Origin of the sequence: Acidisoma sp. PAMC 29798 (assembly GCF_030252425.1) — a bacterium.
Taxonomy (GTDB): domain Bacteria; phylum Pseudomonadota; class Alphaproteobacteria; order Acetobacterales; family Acetobacteraceae; genus Acidisoma; species Acidisoma cladoniae.
This window is the reverse complement of the sequence record NZ_CP126994.1, coordinates 3,330,726-3,347,039: the sequence shown is the minus strand read 5'-3', so window position 1 is coordinate 3,347,039 and position 16,314 is coordinate 3,330,726. Positions and strand designations below refer to the sequence as shown.

Annotated in this window: 14 protein-coding genes; 5 read left to right on the top strand and 9 right to left on the bottom strand. The window is 61.5% G+C overall.

Annotation, left to right across the window (positions count from 1 at the left end):
- Nucleotides 1-6 precede the first annotated feature (6 nt).
- Both QP803_RS16110 and QP803_RS16105 read right to left on the bottom strand, forming a co-directional pair.
- Complete coding sequence (locus QP803_RS16110; RefSeq protein WP_284944487.1) at nt 7-1,125, bottom strand: sugar ABC transporter substrate-binding protein; 1,119 nt, start codon at nt 1,123-1,125, stop codon at nt 7-9.
- A 62-nt stretch (nt 1,126-1,187) separates the two neighbouring features.
- The gene (locus tag QP803_RS16105; RefSeq protein ID WP_284944486.1) at nt 1,188-1,970 is read right to left on the bottom strand and encodes an SDR family NAD(P)-dependent oxidoreductase; all 783 of its coding nucleotides are present in this window, start codon (nt 1,968-1,970) and stop codon (nt 1,188-1,190) included.
- A gap of 364 nt (nt 1,971-2,334) precedes the next feature.
- Here QP803_RS16105 and QP803_RS16100 point away from each other — a divergent pair, with 364 nt between their 5' ends.
- Together QP803_RS16100 and QP803_RS16095 are read left to right on the top strand one after the other, a co-directional pair.
- Nucleotides 2,335-3,093, top strand: a complete 759-nt coding sequence (locus tag QP803_RS16100) for a fumarylacetoacetate hydrolase family protein (RefSeq protein WP_284944485.1) — start codon at nt 2,335-2,337, stop codon at nt 3,091-3,093.
- Nucleotides 3,094-3,105: 12 nt separating this feature from the next.
- Nucleotides 3,106-3,942 carry a dioxygenase family protein gene (locus QP803_RS16095; RefSeq protein ID WP_284944484.1) on the top strand — a complete coding sequence of 279 codons (837 nt, stop codon included), beginning with the start codon at nt 3,106-3,108 and terminating at the stop codon, nt 3,940-3,942.
- A gap of 4 nt (nt 3,943-3,946) precedes the next feature.
- On the opposite strand, the gene QP803_RS16090 is transcribed toward QP803_RS16095, so the two are convergent.
- The 4 genes from QP803_RS16090 to QP803_RS16075 form a co-directional block, all read right to left on the bottom strand.
- Nucleotides 3,947-4,618 carry a GntR family transcriptional regulator gene (locus tag QP803_RS16090; protein WP_284944483.1) on the bottom strand — a complete coding sequence of 224 codons (672 nt, stop codon included), beginning with the start codon at nt 4,616-4,618 and terminating at the stop codon, nt 3,947-3,949.
- Between the two features lie 114 nt (nt 4,619-4,732).
- A complete protein-coding gene (locus tag QP803_RS16085; RefSeq protein ID WP_284944482.1) occupies nt 4,733-5,029 on the bottom strand; it encodes a putative quinol monooxygenase in 297 nt (98 codons plus the stop codon).
- Nucleotides 5,030-5,128: 99 nt separating this feature from the next.
- Nucleotides 5,129-8,482 carry an MFS transporter gene (locus QP803_RS16080; RefSeq protein ID WP_284944481.1) on the bottom strand — a complete coding sequence of 1,118 codons (3,354 nt, stop codon included), beginning with the start codon at nt 8,480-8,482 and terminating at the stop codon, nt 5,129-5,131.
- 2 nt (nt 8,483-8,484) lie between these two features.
- Nucleotides 8,485-8,721 carry a YiaA/YiaB family inner membrane protein gene (locus tag QP803_RS16075; protein WP_284944480.1) on the bottom strand — a complete coding sequence of 79 codons (237 nt, stop codon included), beginning with the start codon at nt 8,719-8,721 and terminating at the stop codon, nt 8,485-8,487.
- 34 nt (nt 8,722-8,755) lie between these two features.
- On the opposite strand from QP803_RS16075, the gene QP803_RS16070 reads away from it, so the two are divergent.
- On the top strand, nt 8,756-9,391 hold the full coding sequence (locus QP803_RS16070; protein ID WP_284944479.1) for a TetR/AcrR family transcriptional regulator: 636 nt from the start codon (nt 8,756-8,758) through the stop codon (nt 9,389-9,391).
- Nucleotides 9,392-10,203: 812 nt separating this feature from the next.
- A complete protein-coding gene (locus tag QP803_RS16065) occupies nt 10,204-11,565 on the top strand; it encodes a hypothetical protein (protein ID WP_284944478.1) in 1,362 nt (453 codons plus the stop codon).
- A 149-nt stretch (nt 11,566-11,714) separates the two neighbouring features.
- Here the strand turns inward: QP803_RS16065 and QP803_RS16060 are convergent, their stop codons facing one another.
- Both QP803_RS16060 and QP803_RS16055 read right to left on the bottom strand, forming a co-directional pair.
- Complete coding sequence (locus tag QP803_RS16060; RefSeq protein WP_284944477.1) at nt 11,715-12,908, bottom strand: MFS transporter; 1,194 nt, start codon at nt 12,906-12,908, stop codon at nt 11,715-11,717.
- Between the two features lie 390 nt (nt 12,909-13,298).
- The gene (locus QP803_RS16055) at nt 13,299-14,123 is read right to left on the bottom strand and encodes an alpha/beta fold hydrolase (protein ID WP_284944476.1); all 825 of its coding nucleotides are present in this window, start codon (nt 14,121-14,123) and stop codon (nt 13,299-13,301) included.
- Nucleotides 14,124-14,525: 402 nt separating this feature from the next.
- On the opposite strand from QP803_RS16055, the gene QP803_RS16050 reads away from it, so the two are divergent.
- Nucleotides 14,526-14,882 (top strand): hypothetical protein, encoded by a 357-nt coding sequence (locus QP803_RS16050; RefSeq protein WP_284944475.1) that lies wholly within the window; start codon nt 14,526-14,528, stop codon nt 14,880-14,882.
- Between the two features lie 153 nt (nt 14,883-15,035).
- Here QP803_RS16050 and QP803_RS16045 read toward each other — a convergent pair whose 3' ends face one another.
- Complete coding sequence (locus QP803_RS16045) at nt 15,036-15,989, bottom strand: AraC family transcriptional regulator (protein ID WP_284944474.1); 954 nt, start codon at nt 15,987-15,989, stop codon at nt 15,036-15,038.
- Nucleotides 15,990-16,314: the final 325 nt, after the last annotated feature.

Here is a 16,314-nt window from a genome sequence, read left to right as displayed (position 1 = left end):
GATGCGTTACTTGTTCGCGCCAACTGGAATTTCGCCCGCCGAATCCTTCCAGAAGTCAGCCTTCATCGCGGAATAAGTATATTTCGGCGCATTCGCCTTGAGGGCGAGGTATTGATCGACGTTGTCTTTATTGACGACTTCCTGTTTCAAGTAGAAATCGCGCTGCGCATGCGTGAGTTTTTCCGGATCGATGTCGCCAACGGCCGCAGCATGGGCGAGGGCAGTTGACACAGCACCTTGCAGAACCGGGTCGTTCCAGACCGTCACCAGCATGTCGCCGTCCTTGACCATATCGAGCGCGACCTTCGATCCGTCCGAACCGGTTACAGGAACCTTGCCGTTCAGGTTCTTCTCGCGCAGGGCCGCGACGGCGCCGCGTGCCATGGCATCGTTGGAGGCGAAGATGCCGTTCAGCGTGGCGCCATAGCGCGCAATCCAGGTGCGCACGATGTTTTGGGACTTCGTCTCCTGCCAATCACCGACCTCGGTATCCAGCAGCTTGACGCCGGGGCATTCCGCGAGCGCTTTGTGAAGACCCTGGATGCGCTGGTAGGCCGGCGGGGTTGACGGCACACCCTCTATAGCCGCGATCGCACCCTTGCCGCCCAAGGCCTTGCAGAGCGCCGACATCTGGTAATAGCCGGACATCACGCCGTCGAAGGATGTATGGGCAACCCAGTATTTGGGGTCGGTATCCCAAGGGTGGATGGTCTCGGGCCGGTTCCAGATGGTGACGATCGGCACCCCGGCGGCGGCGGCGCGACGGACCACGGCCTTGACGAAGGCATTGGAGGAGGGGTCTGTCGCCAGGGCGCATTTGGTGCATCCTGTGGCGAAGATCGCCCCGAGTTGGGCGAGCAACTGCGCACCCTGGTAGTTGCTGGTGACCACCGTCAGCTTCGCACCCAGCGAATCCGCAATATCCTGGGCCCCTTGCGTGTATTCGGCCCAGTATTCGGATGCGGTTTCATCGATGCCGATGATGATGCCGCCACTCGGCGCGGCATGGGTCGCTGGAGCGAGACCGATCAACAGGGTCGATAGAGCACCGATCGAAAAGGCGGCGGCCCGAAGGCTGTTGCGAAAGCCGGTATGGGCACGGGGCGAGTCCTTGCGGATCTTCATTGTCGTTTCTCCCAATTGATGTCTGTCGCGATTTCACGATCTTTTTTAAGCGGGGCCTGTTTTTATCCGGCGACGCTGCCACCATCGACGAACAGGATTTGGCCGGTGATGAAGCTGGCGGCCGGCGAGGCGAGGAAGACGGCGGTACCGCTCAGTTCCTCCGGTTCTGCGGCACGCCCGAAGGGAATGCGGGACATGAAAAGATCCCGCACTTCGGACGTCTTGAGGATGAAGTCCGCAAGCGGCGTCTTGAGCACGCTGGGCGCGATGCAATTGACGTTGATGCCATGCTTGGCCCATTCCGTGGCCAATTGCCGTGTCAAGAGATGGACGGCGCCCTTGCTGACGCCGTAAGCGACGTAGCCGAGTGGGTGCCCGACCAGGCCCCGCACCGAGCCGATGGTGATGATCCGCCCGCCGTGGCCTTGTGCGATCATCCGCCGACCGACGGATTGTGCGCAATACAAGCCGCCCTTGACGTTTACATCCATGACAAAGTCAAATTCCTCGGGCGGCAGCTCCTCGGCGGCTTTGCGGCGTGCGATGCCCGCAGCAGTCACCAGGATGTCGAGCTTGCCGAAATGCACGGCAGCGGCTTCCACGGCGGCTTCGACGGCGGGCGCCTTTGTGACATCAACCGCGACGGGAAGAACCTCGCCCAAGGCGCTGAGTTCCGCGGCCGCGGCCGCCAACTCGGCTTCCTTCAGATCGAGCAGCGCGACGCGCGCCCCGGTGCGCAGATAGGCTGCGGCGATCGCCCGCCCCAAACCGCCCGCGCCCCCTGTAACGACGGCGACCTTTCCCTTGAGGCTAAAGAATCCCGACAGCGTCTCGGCTTCAGTCATCGGCGCTCCTCATGGCGGCTCTTATTGGCTGCCCTTTTGCGCGTCTTGCCAGACGCGGTCGCAGTCTGAGACAGAGGGCGATCTTTGTAAACCAGGAATATCGTTGAAATTATCACTGCATGGATTAACGTCGACTAAAATACCATAAATCCGTAGATAATCGATTTTTCTTGTCCGCCGAATTGGGACAAGGTAGGGTCTTCTCAGACAAGCGTCGGGCGGGGGAAACATGCGTCTACTCTCATTTATGCGAGACATAAGGCCCGCGATCGGCGTTCAATGCGATGGCGGCATCCTTGACCTGACGGCCCGGACTACGGACTTTCCCAGCGATCTGATTGCTTTCATCCAGGGTGGCGCGACGATGTTGGAAAAGGCCGCGGCGGCGGTCGAGGACGGTGGGCCTTTGCTTGATCCATCGACGATCAGCTTCCGCCCGCTAATTCCTGCCGCCGGGAAAATGCTGTGTCTAGGGCTCAACTATGCCGAACATGCCGCCGAGGGTGGATATCAGCGCCCGTCTTGGCCGACGATCTTTCTGCGCTGTCCTGGCAGCTTGACGGCGCATGGCGCGCCCATTCTCAAGCCCATCGTATCCGAGCAACTTGATTACGAGGCGGAACTCGCCGTCATCATCGGCACACCCATCCGCCACGCCACGCCCGATGAGGCGCTGGACGCCATCTATGGCTATTCCTGCTTCAACGATGCCTCCGTGCGGGACTATCAGCGCAAGACCATCCAATGGACGATGGGAAAGAACTTCGAGCAGTCGGGCGCCTTCGGCCCCATGCTGGTCACCGCCGATGAATTGCCGCGCGGCGCAATCGGCCTCGCGATCACGTGTCGCCTTAACGGTGCCGTCGTTCAGCAAGCCAATACCCGCGAGATGATCTTCCCGGTCGCAGAAACGCTGTCATTGCTATCTGAATGTATCACCTTGGAGAGTGGGGACGTCGTCGTCATGGGAACGCCCTCCGGTGTTGGCCATGCGCGCAAGCCGCCGTTATGGATGCGGGACGGCGATGTCGTCGAGGTCGAGATCGAAGGGGTTGGTCTTCTTCGCAATACCATCGAAAATGAACGCCGAGACCGCGGCATTTTGCCAAAAGAAGCGGCTTGAGGGAGCAACGTCATGGATACCCACGCACCGGCCTATGACATCAATCCGGAGAATGTGACCGAAAAAGTCATCGCCTCCTTCTCGATGGAGACGCCGCGGGGGCGAAAGCTTCTCACAAGTCTCGTGACCCATCTCCATGGTTTCGCCCGTGAGAATCAGCTGACGCATGATGAATGGGCAATGGCAGTCGGCTTTCTGTTTCGCTGCGGGGAGATTAGTTCCGCAAAGCGTGACGAGTTCATGTTGTTATCGGATGTTCTTGGCCTGAGTTCCTTCGTGGACATGACGGATGCGCCGGTCGGTGCGACGGAGGGCAGCGTGCTCGGCCCCTTTTATGCCTCCGACAGTCCGGAAGTGGCTGTCGGTGCAGATTTGCGGCCGACCCATCATGGTGCGGGTCTGCTCGTACGCGGTGTGGTGCAGGATGCGGAAGGCCAGCCGATCCAAGGTGCCGCGATCGATATGTGGCAAACGGGCGAGAACGGTCTCTATGCCACACAGGATGACCATGTTCCCGACAGCGCTTTTCGCTGCAAGATGGCATGCAACGAGGATGGACGCTTCACCTTCGTGACTGTCCTGCCGGGGCCTTACATGGTGCCGGATGATGGGCCCGTCGGTGAACTGCTTCGCGCCGGTGGCCGAACGGCCTGGCGGCCCGCGCATTTCCATTTTCTTATCATGGCGCCTGGCTTCCGATCGATCACGACGGAGATCTTCTTCGAGGGTGACCGCTATCTCGGCACCGACGCCGTTTTCGGCGTGCGCAAGTCCTTGATTGTGGCACCCCATCGCGAGGGCGACCGCGACATCATCGACCTCGTGTTTCGACTGGCGGCGGCTGGCTAACCGATCAAGCTTTGAGGCCGGCGATGCACAATTCGCTCGTCAACCGGTAGTGGTGCATCAAGGCCTCGACCGCACCATCGACATCGCCTTTGATCGCCTTCGAAGCGATTTCGTTGTGCTCGGCGAGTTCGTCGCGTGGCGCGCCCATGCCTGCGCGTGCCACCTGGCGATAGCGAAACGCGTGATCTGCCAGTTGATCACAAAAAGCCATCAAAGGTCGCGAACGACAGGCAGATAACAGACTGCGATGGAAGGCGCGATGACGCGACTCCCAGTCTGGATTGTATGCCCCGGTCTCCTGCAACCGGCGCGGGAGGCGCGACAGACGGTGCAGAGACAGAACGATCGCCTCCTCCCATTCCGTGCTGTGGTTGAGCATGCTCTCGCGAAAGGCCCGCTCCTCCAGCCAGCATCGCGTGCGCGTCAATTCCTCAAGCTCTTCGATTGTGATCGGGGTGACGAAGAAGCCACGCTGATCGCGACGGTCAAGCAGACCTTCCGATGCAAGCCTATTGAGCGCTTCGCGAACCGGTGAGGCACCGGCTCCATATTTTTCAACGACCCATTCGACGCGAAGTTTGCTGTCCGGGGGCAGTCGGCCATGGAGAAGTTCCTCGCGGAGCTGCGCGTAGACCGAGCTTGCCATCGTCTCGCGCGTTCCGCTTACTTCAGACAAACCCGCAATCCCCCGCAATCGGCGGATCCTCCGCCGTCATCCATCGTCGATGATCGTTCAATAAGCCGATCGAGGTGGTTGTTCAAATCGGATATGCCGGATCCAGGCCGTCGATCACTTTATTTCGTGCAGAATGATGACCTTGGGTTCGCCCTCGACCACGCCTGAGATAGCGACAACAAAATCATGAAAATGCGAAGTGGTCATATGCGTATCAAGCGCTGCTTGGCTGACCCAGTGTTCGACAAAAACCAAATGGTGATCGTCATCCTTATCCCAATGCCCCGCGTAAAACAGGCAGCCTTCCTCTGTGCGACTCGCCATCGCGCAGTTCAGCACAGCGGTGTCCATCGCCGATGTCATGCCGGGCTTGACCTTGAGAAAAGCCACCACACGAATATCATTGTCCATGAAACTCTCCGATTTCCAGCGGCCCAAGTGCAATCGCCTGAGGGCCTTAGATCATCTCCCACAAAAAGTCCCAAGCCAATCTGCAGTCTCAAACGCTCTCTAAGCCGCTTTGACCGGAGTGATGTCGGTGACAAGCGCTTTGGCCGCTGCCAGGTCAGGCTTGCCGGACCCAAGCATCGGGACTTTGTCGATGACAAGCACCTCACCTGGCACCGTGAGGTCCGACATTCCGGCCTTTCGGGCCGCATCGATCAGCGGCTGTCGCCGCGCGTCGGGCTGGGTTGTCAGCAGCACCACCCGCTCACCCTTTCGGTCGTCAGGCACCGCGATGGCGACATGGTCGGCTGCGGCCCAGACGCTGCCCGCCATCCGCTCGATCTCATCGAGCGACACCTTCTCCCCGCCGACCTTGGCGAAGCGGCCGAGGCGATCGACGATCTGGATGTGACCGTCTTCTTCCATGGTCACAACGTCTCCCGTGTCGAACCACCCGTCGGCCAGCGGTTGCAACTCGCCGGGCCGGTCGGGTGACATCGTCCCGAGCATGACATTGCCGCCCCGCACATGGAGGACGCCGTCGGCGCGGATGCCATCGACGGGAACGAGCTTGGCCTCGATGCCGGGAAGCATCCGGCCTGCGGTCCCGAACCTGTTGGAAGTCGGGGTGTTAAGCGCCAGCACCGGCGCAGTTTCCGTCAGGCCGTAGCCCACCAGAATCCGCAGGCCGAACTTTTCATTCCAGGCGACGATTGTCGATTCGCGAAATTTGGACGCACCGCCGACCACCAAGCGCACCGAGCGGAACGCGCGGGTATCGGCCCGGCGCAGGTAGCCTTCGGCAAAGACTTGCGTCACGAACATGACCGTCGCGTTGAGCATATCGGCTGCATAAGGCACGCCGCGATAATCGAGCGGGTTCGGATAGAGGAACACGCGCGCGCCACTGACCAGGGGAAGGAGCGTGCCGCTGGACAGCCCGAAGGCGTGGAACAGCGGCATGGCGTTCAGCACCTTGTCGCGGCGGCCAAAATCGATGACGGACCCGACCTGGGCGACGTTTGTCATCAGGCCACGGTGGCTGTGGACGATGGCCTTGGGCGTTCCGGAGGAACCCGATGTCATGAGAATGATGGCGGCGTCGTCAGGGGAGGTTTCGACCAAAGCGCGGCCACGGCGCAGAAGGCCGCGCAGTTTCTCCAGCAGCGTCAGCTGGAGGTCTTCCAGGTAGTGGAACGTCACCCCGGCCTGCTCCAGGCCTTCGACCACGGGGCCGAGCCCGAGACGGGTGACGAGTGCCCGCGCGGTGATGATGGTCGTGAAGGCCGTAGCCTGGCGGGCTGCGTCGAGAGCAGACGCGCCGCCGCGCGGGTTCAGCATCACGGGCACCATGCCGGCGCTGGTGAGCCCAAGGAGAGACACCAGCGTACCCCCGGCATTGGGAAGCAGTACACCGACCCGTGCGCCAGGCAGGAGGCCCATGGCAATGAACCGGCGACCGTAAATGGCCGCGCCGGCGAGCAGCTTGCGGTAGGAGAGGATGCCCCGGATCGGGTCCGCCACGGCTTCCCGGCCCATGCCGACGCTGCGGCCGGCAGCCTGTATGGCCTGAAGCAGGGTGAGGTCCGTCTTTGTGGTGCGAAACGCCATCTCGGACATGAGGTCGGACAGCCAGCGAAGGGCCGCTTCCCGCCGTGGCCGGCCCACGAGATGGGACGACACACCCACCCGGCGTGCGGGCCACACAGTCAGCGTGATGCGCGGGAAGGCCGTTCGGTTCGTCTGCGTCCGGTCGAGCCGAGACAGCGGGCTACGCTCCAAACCTTCGATACGGGCAGGGACAATGGGAACGCTGGCCTGCTCGGCCACCATCAGCGCCCCGCCATGCATGGTCATGAGGGATCCGGTGATCGTGATCCGGCCTTCGGGGAAGACGATGGCCGTGCGGCCGCTGCGCACAGCCTCAATGAGGCGGCGCATCGTCTGCGGTTTGGATGCGTCAGTGGGCACGGTATCGACGAGTGCCAGCGCTGGGCGCATCCACCAGCGCTGCGAAATCGCCGCGTCGATGGCGAAGACCGGGCGATGATCGAGAGCCGCCAAGAGCAGCGCGGCATCCAGCCAGCTGACGTGATTGGCGATCAGCACCGCCGGCGATCCCGCCGTGGGAAGATGCTCGCCTCCATTGAGCCTCACGCGATGGGTGGCGCGAAAGCCCATCCAGAGGGCATCGCCCACCTTGTTCCGGGCGCTGGTCCGGGCGATCGCGATGGACACCACGAGGCTTGCGGCGCCGGTGATGCCGAGCAAGGCCGGCGTTGAGGCGCCCGCCATTCCTGCGAGCAGCAGGATGGCGGAGGAGAGAACCATGCCGGCCGAGGACATCACATTGAGGGAGGCGAGTGTGGCCGCGCGTCGGCCGGCCGGCGCACGCGCCTGGACTTCCGCCATGCTGGGCACGGCGAGGAGGCCGGCACCGATGGTGGAGACGAACAGATCGAGCGCCACATGAAGGGTCTGCCCTTGCCCCGCGATCCGCCACAGGTCGAGCAGGGCGATGGCCGTCACAGTGGTGCCGATGACCGATAGCAGCCGCACGATGCGCCCGCCGGAGAGGAAGGCCGCGATTGCGGTGCCGGCGGCTACGCCCACGGCGACGCCGGCCGCGAGAATGGAAACCATGACGGGCTGTCCGTGGAGGGTAGCGCGGGCGAGGGACGGGAGGAGCGACAGGGCGGTCGCGCCTACGATCCAGAACCAGGTATTGGCGAGCGCGGCGCGGAGCAGGTCACGGTCGGCGCCCAGCGCGCGAATGGATGCCCACGGCGTGGGAGGCGGCTGGATGGTGGCGGTTGCTATGATCGGGCTCTGGGCAAGCGGGACTTGGCGCGCTGCTGCGTAGGAAAGCACTGCGACTGCGAGGGCAATGCTGCCGATGCCTGCGATGCCGATCGAGCCGGCCAATAATCCGTCAGCGGTCGTCCCCGCGAGGATGGCGAGGAATGTCGTGCCCTCCATGAGGGCATTGGCACTCGGGAGCCGGTCTACGCTCAACCGCTCCGGCAATAGGCCGTATTTCACAGGGAAGAACATCGCCGCGATGCAGCCGGACGCGAGCAGCGCGCATAGGAGGATACTGACGGTCCAGGCGGCCGGCAGCGGCAGTGCCATCGCCGTGGCGGCAACAGCGCCAACGCCGATTTCAATCAGCTTCAATCTCCGCGCGAGCAGAGCCTTGTCCATCCGATCGGCGACCTGTCCGGCGTAGCCTGACAGGAGCAGCGACGGCAGCACGAACGCGGCGGTGGAGACGGGTGCCAGCCACCCCATCCCCGCCCCGACGGCAGACCAGAGCAAAACGATACCGAGGACGTTGCGCAGCAGGTTCTCGCCCAGGGCCGATAAGGCCTGGCACACGACCAGGGGCCCCACCAACCGCGGAGCGCGAAGCGCCATTTTCATCGTGCGGGCCCCTGTTCAGCCTCGGCGAGGGACTCCGCTTGATCGCGGACGGTTTTCGTGAGGACCACGCTGGCCTGGACGAGCATCAACGCGGCGACGGCGACAAAACCCCGCGACCACGGCGGCACGGGCATATAGATGACGGCGGCGGCCATGGCGCCGATGGCGACGGCAAAGGCAGCCCAGGCGAAGAAGACCCAGGTGGCGGACTGGAGAGGGCGGTGGTTCGGCATTGTCTCGACTCCCGGTTTGAACAGTGTTCAATCAATGGACCGAACGGTGATTTTGTGCAAGAAGATTTTGAACATCGTTCAATGTGAGGTGCTGATGGCCAGAGATTCGCTAAGGAGACCAGCCGATCCTCGGCAGGCCATGATCGACGCGGCTGAGCGCGCGATCGCTTCGGGCGGACTTGAGGCGCTCAGTGTTCGCCGGATCGCGACCGAAACGGGCGTCTCCATCGGTCGGGTCTCCTATATTTTCGGATCCCTCGACGGCCTCGTGCTCGAAGTCAACGCCCGCACGCTCGATGCTCTGGCCACCGCTTTCGATCAGCTGGTCGCACAGAGAGGTGCTGGCAGCGGTCGCCTATTGGCGGTCGCGCTGTTCTATTTCCACTTTGCCGAAACAGAGCGCCCGCGATGGGAGGCCTTGTTCCGTCATCGCATGCGTGATCAGGAGCCTGTTCCTGATTGGTATGTCGCGCGCCGTGCCGACATGCTTGGGCGCGTTGCCACGCTCATAAGCGCCGCTGTGTCATCTCCCGACAGCATGCGGCGCGCGCGGACGGTCTTTGAGGCGGTTCACGGTGTTGTCTCACTTGGCGTCGATCGTAAACTGGGTGGCACACAGGCCGAGGTCATTCGTCGACTTGAATGTCTGGTTGAGATGATCGAGCCCTGATCGCGCCGCCACTGGGCTGCCGAAGAGGTGATCGTTGGGGCGTTTATCTAAGGTGGCCGACTATGTCTGAGCGCTTCCGGATTTGCTATCACCAATCATCGTCTAAGTGAATGACGCAATTCCCAATCGCATGGGAGGGAATGAAAGATGCGCTTCAGTCGAATTCTAGGTCTCGTGTGGACACTTGGTGTGCTCGCAACCTTAGTCATAATATTGAAACTTCGAATTGGCTACGTTCCAGCATTAGAGCCCGGGCTCGTCTGGGTCATTGAAGCAATTTTTACACTGTTTGTGCTATGGTCAGTCGGTGTTTTATTGTTTTCGGTCACGACTGGCATTATTGGAGTGCTTACGAAACACTCGGGTCCCGCCGTCTTCCTTGCTCACCAGACACGCGTTAATGGATCGGGCGAGGTCGGGGAGCATTGCGGGCACGTGACCGCCAAAGAGAATGCATTCAAGCCCGCACCGCCGTCGGATCCGATGAAGAACCCATAGTGCGTAATTGCTTTTGAAATTCAACTTTCTCCGCCGCCGTAAGTAAGAAACCGATGATCACTTAAAAAAAGGGTGTTCCGGCTCGTATCTCGGCATTGAGATGATACCCTGCAATGCGCGCGCTACGGCGTCCCACCAACTGACGGCGACAGCCCTGTCGGCGGTTTTGATCGATGCGCCTGCAGCGGTTTCCTATGGAAGCGGAATCCGCATCTGCCAGCATCTTCCGTTAGAGGCCTCACGCACATCCCGGTCGTTTGCGGGCGGTTAAGCCCTCGACGCATAATGGGCGGCTCCAACGAGGAATTCCGCGCTTGCCCCAGATGACCAAACGCCAGCTAGCCATCGTCGCCGAGGTGGTTGAGCTCGCGCGCGATACCGCCCCCGACCTCAGCCAGGTCCTCCTGACACATTACCCAGACACTGACACTCTAGACCTTCTCAGGCCCGGCAATACCGACCTCGAACTGACGCAGGCCATCAATAGGGCCGTTGCCGCCGAGCTCCTGGCGTCTGGCGTGAAGGTTGTGGTCCAACGGGCGGACAAAGCCTCCTTCCGACGCTGGATGACCGACCGGGAGGATACGCCGGAGAACCGGCGAGCCTGGATCGACCGGGCGCGGCTGCTTCGGGGCAATGCCGCGACGGAGCTTCTTGGGATCGAAGGCATCGATGCAACGCCGCCGCCGGTCTTTGGCAAAACCCCTGGGCCTATCGCGGATAGGCTGCTGGCTTTCTATGAGGACGATGAAAGCCCGGAATTCGACGACTGTGTTCAAGCCCTCCTTCGAGCCGAGCGGATCGATATTCTCGACCTCGCGATACGGAAAATTCGGGAGGTGCAGGGCGACGACGCGGCCGATGACCTAAAGTGGGTCTTCCTTGTCGCGGCCGAGGGCGCCGAGCTGGGGCCCTCAGGCTGGATGGAGCTCGTGGCGCTGCCGGTTGCTCTGGCAGCCGGGCCGACTCCAGACGGAGGGGAGCTCTCGCATGGTCTTGTCGCCTCCGGTGCCGTCGACCCGAATGTTGAGGTTCATCTGCTGCCGGGCTGGCGCTCAGCCGAGGCGCTTGCCGCGCTGTCCTACGGAGCTATTCGAAGCGTCCTCATGGCACTCGCCGAAGGGCGCGAGCCTTTCGATCTGCCGCCGGGCGACACAGACGATCTGGCGAAAAACGGCTTCGGCGTCCTTATTGGGCGGCGCATCGACTGGGCCATCCCCATCTGGGAGGCGATAGTCGCCGATGGCGGGCTGCCGGAGCCGCCCGAAGATGACGCCGTGGAGACGCCGGAGGAGGCCCGTCGCTCCGCGCTGTTTGATCGCTGGCGGGAGAAGATCTTCGAGGATAGCAAGGGCTGTGTGCCGCTCGAACTCGTGCCCTTCTCACAGGTAAAGGGCGAAATTGCAGAGTTTTGGATCGACGCGGGCGATCAGACCAGGGGCCTCAACGATATCCGCGAGTTCGTGGCCATATGCCGCAATGAGGCCGGTGGGGAGGATGTCGTGTGCCGTCCCGAAGTCATCGGAAACGACCTGGAGCTGACCTTATACACCGTCGGCGGGCGTTTTCTTGACAGCTTAACGATGCCCGCCAGCAGGCTCCCCGCCAAGGCGCATGAGATGCCGAGGCTCATTGCGTCGTTTGTCGATTTGGTCCGCGACGCTCCCGGACGGTGAGGGGCGGTTCCTTGAGACCCGCTGTCTTAACCGTGCAGGGCTGTCCGCCTGCGCCTTCCGTTACCAGGAGGCGAGGTTCGGTGACCTCATGAAGGTCACAGGTAGCCAACCATTGCGGCAAGCTGACAATCGTCGCGGATACGGCTTCTCTATCGCGGCGGGCTTGGCGTCGCACTTGCGAAGATAACCACCGACGCTACTAGAAGGAGAAACCCACCTGCCACGAAGACGCCGCTTACACCGCTAAAGCCGAAGACCAATCCGCCCAGGGTCGCACCGACCGCAATGGCCACTTGAACAGCGGCAACCAGCAGCCCGCCCGCGCTCTCGGTTTCGTCCGGCACGGAACGGGCTAACCATGTTGACCAGCCGACCGGCATTGCACCGAAGGCAAGGCCCCAGAGCGCCACAAGAAGCGCATGCAAGGGTAGTCCCAGGTGGAAGGATGCCAGGCTCAATCCCACCCCACCAATGACCAGCGGCGCCAGAATGAGCGTCAGACGCACGCTGCGTTCCAGTAGCAAGCCGGCGAGCAGGGTCCCAAAGAAACTCGCCACACCGAAGCCAAGCAGCATCAAGGCGATGCCATTGGAGTTGACCCGAGCAACCGTCTCAAGGAAGGGGCGTACATAGGTGAAGAGTGCGAAATGGCCGCCGAAGACAAGAAGGCAGCAGAGCGTCCCGAGCGCTATGCCCGGCCGCAGCAACACCTCCACCAGCGTCTGCAGCCGCGAGGCATGGTCTGATGGCAGGCTCGGAAGGAACGCCATCTGGCAGAGCAACGTCACCAGCCCGATGAGTGCCGCAAACAGGAAAACTGCGTGCCAACCATAAAGGCCCCCGAGAAAGCTGCCGAGCGGAACCGCCACGATTGTCGCGACCGACACGCCGCTGAAGAGAATCGACAGGGCTCGCGGTATCATGGGTGTCGGCACCAGCCGGATGGTGACGGCCGTCGCCATGCTCCAGAATCCGCCCAGCGCGATACCGAGGAGTACGCGTCCGAGCAGCAGTACGATAAGGCTGGGTGCCACCGCGACCAGCAGGTTGGAGGCGATGAGCAGAACCGAGAAGCTCATCAGGACGATCCGGCGATCCACACCACGCGTGACGACTGCGGCCAGGAGGGCCCCTACGAACGCCGCTACAGCCGTGGCTGTCACGGCCTGACCCGCTAGGCCTTCCGAAATCCGAAGGCTGGCCGCCATCGGTGTGAGCAGGCTCGCGGGCAGGAACTCGGCCGTGATCAGTCCAAACACGCCTAGGGTCAGGGAATAAACAGCCAACCAGGATCCCTTTTCCGGCGCCTCGGCCTGCCAGCTTTGTTCAACACAGTCACTCATCAGAATACCTCAGATCAATCGATTGGTTTGTCGCAGACTTAGGCGCCAAGTTTACGCTTTGAGGGGGGAGGTGATGCCCACGCGTCCAACGCGGTCACGCTCTTCAACGCGTCTTGGGCCGAGGCAGTGTAGGCAAGTTGCTTACTGAACAATGTGGGCTTGGGAAAGGCACGCGGGTGAGAGTCTTCAATGATCACCGTTGATCAGGGCGTCTCAGCGCGGCGCAGCGCCTGCCGACGGCACGGGCCCGCCTGCAACACGGTGGCAAGGGGCCGGGGAGCGGCGATCACTTTGTCGGGTGGCGCGGGTTGTCCCAGAATGACGGCAAACTGAATTGGCGTGCCTGCGCACGCCAATTCAGCAGAGGTGCCAAATCAGGGCTGGCTTGTTTTAGCTGCGGACAAAAGCCAGAAGGTCCGGGTTAAGCACGTCGGCATGGGTGGTGAGCATCCCGTGCGGGAAACCAGGATAGATCTTCAATGTACCGTGCTTGAGGAGCTTGACCGAAAGCAGAGCGGCATCCTTGTAAGGAACGATCTGGTCGTCATCGCCATGCAGCACGAGTGTCGGCACATCGATGCTCTTCAAATCCTCGGTGAAGTCCGTTTCCGAGAACGCCTTGATGCCATCGTAATGGGCCTTGGCGCCGCCGATCATGCCCTGACGCCACCAGTTCCCAATGACGCCCTCGATCGGTGTCACGCCGGGCCGGTTGAAGCCGTAGAAGGGACCGGCAGGAACGTCGCGATAGAACTGGGCGCGGTTCGCTGCCAGGCCCGCACGCAAGCCATCGAACACCGCGATCGGCAAGCCGTCCGGATTGTTCGCCGTCTTCAGCATGAGGGGCGGCACAGCGGAGACCAGCACGGCCTTGGAAACCCGGCCCTTGCCGTATCGCGCCACGTAGCGGGTGACCTCACCGCCGCCCGTCGAGTGGCCGATGTGCACCGCGTCTCGAAGATTCAGGTGTTCGACCAGCGCGGCGGCGTCGGCGGCATAATGGTCCATATCATGGCCATCCGACACCTGGCTCGACCGACCATGTCCGCGACGATCGAATGCGATGACCCGATAGCCGTGGTGGACAAAGAACAGCATTTGCGTGTCCCAATCGTCCGCGCTCAGAGGCCAACCATGATGGAAGACAACGGGTTGCCCCTGGCCCCAATCCTTGTAGTAGATCTGGACGCCATCCTTTGTGGTGATCGTGCTCATTTCCATGGTTCCTTTGATGTGGTGGCCTATGCCAGGGGCGACAGAAGAATGTGCGAGCGCGGTGTTCGCAATCGCACCGGAGGACAGCGCAATTGCCGCTGCGCCGACGAGAAGGTCCCGACGAGAAGGCGGCGGCTTTGCCAATCCAGGCAGCTTGGTCATGATTGAAGTGTGCCTTTCAATTGTGCCACGGAGGCTGGATGCCAGAACAAGGCTACACCTATTCGATCACGAGTCGATGGATAGTTAAAGAAGACTTATCTCTTTCGAGAACCAATTCCGGCTGTTGCTAACACACAGCGTCGATCGAGCAACGGGGGCATCGTTCTCTGTGTCTGGACCTGTAACGTCGAACGAAGTACGTGCGAAAATTGTAGATCTCGTCAGCAAGGGAATAGCATCATGGCCCGAGCCATAAAGCCATTGAGCAGCACGATATTGGAACGCCTCACAGGTGTTCTGGTCCACTATTTGGGCATTCGACCATCGAGCCCGGAGGCCCTCGCGGCGGTGGTCGAGCCGAACCAGGATTTCGTTCGAACGCTGAAGGCCTTCTACTGGGAGGCGGGGCAGGACCTCGATGCGGCAGACAGGAGCGCGTTTTTCGCCCTCATTGCTCATCGCTTCGCGGATGAGCCGTGGCCCTCACAGGAACAGGGGAAGGCGTATTTTAACAAAACCTTCCTACCGCGCCTGCACGAGGGTGTCCTGTCAGCTGGCTGGATCGTGGTGGACCCTGGAGGCAAGACAGATGTCTGAATCTTCCGGTCTCTAAATCGCCCCGTCGCTGAATCTCTTGGTCGATGTTGCATTGGGCAGGTTCGCCTTTCCTGACGATCGCCGCCACGAGCTTGACCTTTATAGACCTGAGCTCGCATCGCCAAGCGACAGTTACGATAGCCGCGGAAAGTTCTAGTCTTCCGCGTCCGTGCCTCGTTCGGGCGCATGCCGAGAAGCACCCGTGTAAAAGGCCCGTCGCCAGGATGCCGGGGTCGTGCCCGTCGCGTTTGAAAAGACGCGGGTCATGTGGCTTTGATCGTAGAACCCCGCCGCAATGGCCACCTCTGCCAGCGTCTTGTTCGAAGAGCGGAGCAATTCCTTCGTCAATTCCACCCTTTTCATGAGGAGCCATTGGTGCGGGCTGACGCCGGTGGAACGTTTGAACGCGCGCGCGAAATAGTCTGGTGAAAGCCCGCACTCCGCAGCGAGTTGCGACCGCGAAAGGTCGCCGTGAAGATTGGCGGCTATCAGGGCTTTGGCCCGTCTCTCCTGCCAGGTCGCCAGGAGGCCGACACGCGAGCGCCGATGGGCCATGCCGCCGTAGGTCTGGGCAAGGTGCGTACCAGCCGCCAGGGCCACATGCTCAAAATACAGCCGGTTCATCTCACCGGAGCGGTCGAGAGCGGGAAGGAGGCTGAGCGCCAAGCTATGGATCGTGCGGTCCGCAATGGCCTCGCCCAGCACGTAATTCAGGTCATCAAAGCGGGGCACCTCGGCTTGGTCAGCGATAAGATCGAAGACCCGGCGAGGGAAATAAAAGAACAGTGTGTCGAAAGGGCTGAGGCAGCGCGCGGTCGGGCTTTTCTTCAAGTCATAGAAGACGGTCGATCCGGCCAGGAACGGCGCGGGCGATACCATGCGCCCATCGAGCCATAAATCGTGCATCGGCACTGCGCGAAGCTGGACACCGATGAGGTACGCATCCTCCTGCGGTATCGGCAAGGTCAGTTGGGGGTCCGCCACATTGAGCTGTACTCTTGTGAAAGCCACCTCCGTCTTCTGCAAGGTCTTGGAGACGACCACGGGTGCCGTTTCGATGCGGAACCGGCTGGCCAGTGACCGTCCATAGGCCAATGAGCGTGTCATTGCATTCTCCCTTCGGCGTCGAGGGTCGTGCTTACACGGAAAAACTCGTTGTTGCGAAAGCGGCACATGCGAACTGCAATGACGCAGTTTGCCTTGGACCGGTCTTGAGCACAACCGCTTTCGTCCTAAACACCGCGTCATCGTGACAGACAGGGCTGCTGCGCAGAAGCAAGTGTGCGGGCACCAAGACTGTTGGGGCTGAAGCCCGACATGTTGCACATGCTCCTTCTGATGACGACCATGTCTAAGGCAATGACCATTCAGGCCGCCTGCGTCGACATGGTCAGGGCGTCGTTTCGCCTTTGAGTCACGATTTCCCCGACCG